Raw genomic sequence first — 5,497 nt, 5'->3', positions numbered from 1 at the left:
CCAGGCGCGCATCGTCCACCCAGCCGTCGGAATAGATGAAGCCACGCGTGAAGCCGGGCTGCAGCGGTGCGCCGGTCGGGTGCTGGCGCAGGTCCACGCCGCGCGAGCCGGGCAGCACTTCGCGCTTGGCCAGGTGGTCGTACAGGAACAGACCCAGGCGGATCATCCACACCGGGCGCAGGAAGTTGGCCTTGGGGTCGTGCGGCATCACGAAGCGCAGCGGCCACATGATGTGCGGCGCGCTTTTCAGCAACACCTCGCGCTCCTGCAGCGCCTTCCTCACCAGCGCGAATTCGCGGTATTCGAGGTAGCGCAGCCCGCCGTGGATCAGCTTGGTCGAGGCCGACGAAGTGTGCGCGGCCAGGTCGTCCTGCTCGGCCAGCAGCACCCGCCAGCCGCGGCCAGCCAGATCGCGTGCAATGCCGCAGCCATTGATGCCGCCGCCAACGACCAGCACGTCGCAGCTCTGCGAAGTGCTGGCGCTGTGGCCTGGCGATGCGGGCGGGGCAATGGGCAAGCTTTGTCTCCTCGGTTCGTTTTGTTCGTCCTTTTTCGTTTTAACCGAATTCGATGTTCGTTTGCAAGAGAGGTTTCGTTGGTTTGTTTTCGTTTGGGTTCGATTACGCTGCGCCCCGAACGCCTGCTTCAGGCTCCACGCCGCCGCCGACAATCTTCCGCATGACGCCCAACCCCCGCCAATCCGAGCTGCTGTCCGAGGTGAAGGCGCGCGGCAGCGTGTCGGTCGAGGCGCTGGCCGAGCGCTTTGGCGTGACGCTGCAGACCGTGCGGCGGGACGTGAAGCTGCTGGCCGAGGCCGGGCTGCTGGCGCGCTTCCATGGCGGCGTGCGCCTGCCTGGCTCCACCACCGAGAACATCGCCTACCGCCAGCGCGAGGCCCTGCATGCGGACGGCAAGCAGCGCATTGCCCGCGCCATCGCGGCCCAGGTGCCCAACGGCTGCTCGCTGCTGATCAACCTCGGCACCACGACCGAGGCCGTGGCCCGTGCGCTGCTCAAGCACCAGGGCTTGCGCGTCATCACCAACAACTTGAACGTGGCCAGCATCCTGGCCGACAACCCTGACTGTGAGGTCATCGTCGCGGGCGGGCTGGTGCGACACCGCGACCGCGGCATCGTCGGCGAAGCCACGCTGGACTTCATCCGCCAGTTCCGCGTGGACATCGGGCTGATCGGCATCTCGGGCATCGAGCCGGATGGCTCGCTGCGCGACTTCGACTACCGCGAGGTCAAGGTCTCGCGGGTCATCATGGAGCAGTCGCGCGAGGTCTGGATGGCGGCCGACCACAGCAAGTTCAACCGCCCGGCCATGGTCGAACTGGCGCGCTTCGCCCAGCTCGACCGGCTGTTCACCGACGCCGAGCCGCCCGCGCCCTTCCCCGCGCTGCTGGCCGAGGCCGGCGTGCAATGCGAAGTGGCGCCGGGTTAAGGTTGGCGTGCAATGCGAAGTGACGACCGACTCAAGCCGTCGTCAAAGGAGACAAGAAAAAATGAGTTTCATCCTCGCCCTGGATCAAGGTACCTCAAGTTCGCGCAGCATCGTCTTCGACGACAGCGGCCGCATCGTCGCGCAGGCGCAGCGCGAGTTCACGCAGCACTTCCCGCAGCCCGGCTGGGTCGAGCACGACCCGCTGGAGCTCTGGCAGAGCCAGCTGGCCACAGCGCGCGAGGCGCTGGCCAAGGCGCGGCTGCAGTCGGCCGACATGAAGGCCATCGGCATCACCAACCAGCGCGAGACCACGCTGGTCTGGAACCGCCGCACCGGCCAGCCCGTCTACAACGCCATCGTCTGGCAGGACCGCCGCGCCGAGCCGCTGTGCGCCGAGCTGCGCGAGCAGGGCCACGCGCAGGCCGTGCAGGCGGCGACAGGGCTGATCATCGACGCGTACTTCTCCGGCACCAAGATCCGCTGGATCCTGGACAACGTGGCCGGCGCACGCGCCGCCGCCGAGCGCGGCGAGCTGGCTTTCGGCACCGTGGACAGCTGGCTGCTGTGGCAGCTCACCGGTGGCCGCGTGCATGCGACCGATGTGAGCAATGCCGCCCGCACCATGCTGTTCAACGTGCGCGAGAACCGCTGGGACGAAAGCCTGCTTGACCTGCTGAAGATCCCCGCCAGCCTGCTGCCCGAAGTCCACCCCAGCAGCCACCTGTTCGGCGAGACGGACGCGGCGCTGCTCGGCGCCTCGCTGCCGGTCGGTGGCATGGCCGGTGACCAGCAAAGTGCCCTCTTTGGCCAGGCCTGCTTCAAGGCCGGCATGGCCAAGAACACCTACGGCACCGGCTGCTTCATGCTGATGCACACCGGCGCGCGTTTCCAGGTCAGCGGCAACGGCTTGATCACCACCTCGGCCGCGCAAGCGCGTGTCGACGCTTCAGCGGCGTGGGTGCCCGAGTTCGCGCTCGAAGGCAGCGTGTTCATCGGTGGCGCGGTGGTGCAATGGCTGCGCGACGGCCTCCAGGCCATCTCAGCCAGCTCCGAGGTGCAAGGCCTCGCCGAAAGCGTGCCGGACGCCGGCGGCGTGATGTTCGTGCCCGCCTTCACCGGCCTGGGCGCGCCCTACTGGAACGCCGAAGCCCGCGGCGCCATCGTCGGCCTCACGCGCGGCAGCACGGTGGCCCACATCGCCCGCGCCGCGCTGGAGAGCATTGCCTTCCAGAGTGCGGCGCTGCTGCAAGCCATGAGCAGGGACGCGGTTGCTGCGGGCGGCCACCCGGTGACCGAACTGCGCGTGGACGGCGGCGCTTGCGTCAACGACCTCTTGATGCAGTTCCAAGCCGACCTGCTGGGCATCCCGGTGCTGCGCCCGCAGGTCATCGAAACGACCGCGCTGGGTGCTGCCTACCTCGCCGGCCTGTCCTGCGGCGTCTGGCGCACGCTGGACGAGTTGTCTTCGCAGTGGAAAGCCGAACGCGTCTTCCACCCCACCTTGCCGCGCGAACGGGCGGAGGAGTTGATGACGCGCTGGGAACGGGCGGTGCGGCAGGCAGTGGCCGCCTGAGCCGCCCAGTACGCCTCGGGTGCTGTTGCGCCCGAGGTGTTCCTCAGTCGGCCGCCGCCGACTCCGGCGGCTTTTGGCCACCGTTGCGGTACACCAGCACCTGGCCCTGGTAGGACAGGGTGCCGGAGTAGATCGAAGAACTCAGCACCAGGTCCATCACACCGTCCCGGTTGAAGTCGGCCACGGCCACGCCCAGGCCCAGCCCGTCGCGGCTGCCGTCGGCGCCGGAGATCTTGTAGGCCGGCGTCTTGGGGAAGCCCTTCTTGCCGCCATAGAACACGGCGACCTTGCCCGGGAAGGCGGCGCTGGGGTCGTTGGGCAGGCCGTAGAACGAGCTGCCCACCACCAGGTCCTGCCGGCCGTCGCCGTTCAGGTCCTTGCCGCCGACGATGTTGGCGCCGAAGTAGGGGAAGTTCTGGGCGTACAACTCCTGCGTGCGCCCCTGGGTCGACCAACCGTTGGCCGAGCCGTAGAACACCGTGACCGAGCCCAGGTGAGTCTCGTCCTTGTAGCGCTTGGGGGCGCCCACGGCCAGATCCGGGTAACCGTCACCGTCCGTATCGCCCAGGAAGGCCACCGTGTCGCCGAAATAGTCGTAGTTGTCGGCGCCGTCGGAGTACACGGTTTGCGCAGCGGTGCTGGCATAGCCCTGCTTGCTGCCGTTGTAGACCCTCACCATGCCGGGCACGCCTGCTGTCTGCACGGGTGACTGGCCATCTATGATGTCCAGGATGCCGTCGCCGTTGGCATCACCAACGGTCACCGCGCGGCCGAAATACAGCTGCGGGGCCTGGCCGTCAATGACGGAGACGGGCGCGGTGGACAGACCGGTGGCGCTGCCCTTGTAGACGTAGATCCTGCCCAGGCCGTCGTTCTTGCCAATGGCAGAGACCATCAGGTCGGCATAGCCGTCACCGTTGAAGTCGCCCAGGCTGCGGATGACAAAGCCGAAGAAGTCGTTGGTGGACTCGCCCTCGATGATTTGCGAGGGCTGGGCCGGCAAGCCCTTGGCCGAGCCGAGGAACACCATCACCGCGCCGGTGTATTGCTTCGCGCCGGAGTAGCTGTCCGCGCCGACCACCAGGTCAGGGTAGCCGTCGCCGTTCACGTCCGCCACCACCGGGCTGAAGCCCACCTGGGCCCAGGCCATGTCGATGCTGTAGTGGAAACCAGCCGTCGTGGACAGGCCCTTCTTGGTGCCGTAGAACACGTCCACAGCGCCCTTGTAGTCCGTGCCACCGGGGCTTCCCACGATCAGGTCCAGGTAGCCGTCGCCGTTGAGGTCGGCCTCGGCGTTCAGTGCCACGCCGAACTGCTCGTTGGCCTCGGTGCCCTGGGCGACCCAGTTCGGCTTCTTGGCTGCGATGGCCGCGCCTGCCAGGCCCAGCGCCAGTGCGGCCCCCACCGCCAGATGCCGCCCCCGGGCGACGCGATTTGCTGCTTGCTTCATTGCCATTCCTTCTTGTTCATGTGACCGTTGTGAGTCAGGCCCATTAGAAGAGGATTCATGGCGGCGGTGCTTGTCGAAGTTCTGACATGACGGAACTTCGCCAAGCGGCGGGCCGGTGTGCGCAGCAACTGCCGGTACGGACGCTCGGCCGCCACGCTCAAGCCCAGCGTTTGCATGTTGACGGGCCCGGCGCTTGCGCAGGGCCCGGTGGTGCCTCCTCCCAGGTCAGCAGTCCAGCATTTGCCGGGGTGCCGACCGCGGCGGCTTGGGCTGGCTCGCGGGTTCGTCGGAGCGCGCAGCGTCATCTTTGGGGGCGTAGAAGTGATAGCGCCGCTTTCCGGCTTGCTTGGCCTGGTACATGGCCTGGTCGGCGCGGCGCAGCAGCGGCTCGCGTTCGCTGGCTTGTTCAGGAAAGGTGCAGACGCCGAGGCTGGCCGAGACATGGTCCACGCCGCCGGCCAGCGCATAGGGCTGCGAGAGCACGTCGACCAGCAGGCCGGCGACGACTTCCAGCTGCGCGCGGCTGCCGGTCTGCTCCAGAATCACCGCAAACTCGTCACCGCCCAGGCGGCAGATCACGTCGCTGCCGCGCAGCGTCTGCTGCAGCCGCTCGCCGACCATGCGCAGCAGCGCGTCGCCCTGGTCATGGCCAAGCGTGTCGTTGACGCGCTTGAAACCGTCCAGGTCGATGTAGATCAGCGCGCTGCCGCTGTCCTGTGTCCCGGCGCGGGCCAGGGCCTGGCTGATGCGCTCCATGAAGTAGTGGCGGTTGTGCAGCCCGGTCACGTTGTCGAAGTAGGCCAGGTCGTTGAGCCTGGCCTCGGCCTGGCGGCGCTGGCCGAGCTCGTGGTGCAGGCGCACGTCGCGCTGCTGCAGCTGCTCCATCATGCGGTTGAAGGCGCTGGACAGGGCCACCACTTCGGCGGCGCCGGCCGCACTGGCGCGGCGCTCGAAGTCCTCATGGCGCCAGACGTGCAATGCCGCGTCCACCAGCTCGGCCAACGGGTCTGCGATGCGCGCCGCCACGC

6 protein-coding genes are annotated in these 5,497 nt (G+C 67.9%); 2 read left to right on the top strand and 4 right to left on the bottom strand.

The window, feature by feature from the left end; all coding sequences use genetic code 11:
• On the bottom strand, positions 1-517 hold a 517-nt coding region (locus FKP22_RS19610), incomplete at its 3' end, for an FAD-dependent oxidoreductase (RefSeq protein ID WP_233446895.1).
• 161 nt (positions 518-678) lie between these two features.
• On the opposite strand from FKP22_RS19610, the gene FKP22_RS19605 reads away from it, so the two are divergent.
• Together FKP22_RS19605 and glpK are read left to right on the top strand one after the other, a co-directional pair.
• Positions 679-1,446 carry a DeoR/GlpR family DNA-binding transcription regulator gene (locus tag FKP22_RS19605; RefSeq protein ID WP_141289388.1) on the top strand — a complete coding sequence of 256 codons (768 nt, stop codon included), beginning with the start codon at positions 679-681 and terminating at the stop codon, positions 1,444-1,446.
• Between the two features lie 61 nt (positions 1,447-1,507).
• The gene (glpK, locus tag FKP22_RS19600) at positions 1,508-3,019 is read left to right on the top strand and encodes a glycerol kinase GlpK (protein WP_141289387.1); all 1,512 of its coding nucleotides are present in this window, start codon (positions 1,508-1,510) and stop codon (positions 3,017-3,019) included.
• Between the two features lie 43 nt (positions 3,020-3,062).
• Here glpK and FKP22_RS19595 read toward each other — a convergent pair whose 3' ends face one another.
• From FKP22_RS19595 to FKP22_RS19585, 3 genes are all read right to left on the bottom strand, one after another.
• The gene (locus FKP22_RS19595; RefSeq protein WP_170200972.1) at positions 3,063-4,469 is read right to left on the bottom strand and encodes an FG-GAP-like repeat-containing protein; all 1,407 of its coding nucleotides are present in this window, start codon (positions 4,467-4,469) and stop codon (positions 3,063-3,065) included.
• A complete protein-coding gene (locus tag FKP22_RS19590) occupies positions 4,466-4,645 on the bottom strand; it encodes a hypothetical protein (protein ID WP_141289385.1) in 180 nt (59 codons plus the stop codon). The genes FKP22_RS19595 and FKP22_RS19590 overlap by 4 nt, the downstream gene beginning before the upstream one ends.
• 49 nt (positions 4,646-4,694) lie before the next feature.
• On the bottom strand, positions 4,695-5,497 hold an 803-nt coding region (locus tag FKP22_RS19585; protein WP_141289384.1), incomplete at its 5' end, for a sensor domain-containing diguanylate cyclase.

Source organism: Ideonella azotifigens (assembly GCF_006519715.1).
GTDB classification, from domain to species: domain Bacteria; phylum Pseudomonadota; class Gammaproteobacteria; order Burkholderiales; family Burkholderiaceae_C; genus Ideonella; species Ideonella azotifigens.
The sequence above is the reverse complement of the archived record's forward strand: the minus strand, read 5'-3'. Positions and strand labels throughout refer to the sequence as shown.